Here is a 591-nt window from a genome sequence, read left to right on the forward strand (position 1 = left end):
GCCGCCCTTCAGGCTTCTATCGGTCTCGTGCTCTCAGACGGTTCCGCGTCCGGACGGCCGTTTCTGCCGTTTGCCCTCCAGGATATGCAGGTGTTTTCTGCGTGCCGGGAGACGATGTGGGCGGTGCTTTCCTCAGCGGATGGCGCCTATCATATTGAGCTGTGTGATGAAAACGGCGCGGTATGTGTCCGATTGACGGGGCTCACCGCCCGTTTTCTGGACGAGGAAACGGAGGAAAAACCGCTCTTGTTTCAGCCAAAGTGGCAGGAATCACCGCCGGATGAAGGCGGCGGACAAGAAAAGTCTTTCAGATACGTGACGCTGTATGGCGGAATGAACGCTGAGGACATAAGCGGCGCCGTATGTGCGGCTGACGGCGAAGGTCCGATTGAAGACCGTTATGACGCCTGCGCGGCGGAGCTGTCAGCGATCGTCACGCGTCTTATCAAAGAAAAACAGAAGAAAAAAACGCTGATCCAGCTTCTTGTCCCCGACAGGGGGGAAGACAATGTATTGGCGGGGCTGGCCGCTTTTCTGAAAACGGCTCACCTTGAACATCCGAAGCTGTACGGCCAAGTCATCCAAGCCGAT

The 591-nt window shown here is 56.7% G+C and carries 1 protein-coding gene; it reads left to right on the forward strand.

The window, feature by feature from the left end; all coding sequences use genetic code 11:
- Positions 1-591 (forward strand): polyketide synthase dehydratase domain-containing protein (locus G9F50_RS20260; RefSeq protein WP_165417789.1); only part of this gene is annotated, 591 nt, incomplete at both ends.

It is taken from the genome of Bacillus sp. EKM206B (assembly GCF_011066015.1).
Lineage (GTDB): Bacteria > Bacillota > Bacilli > Bacillales > Bacillaceae > Bacillus > Bacillus velezensis.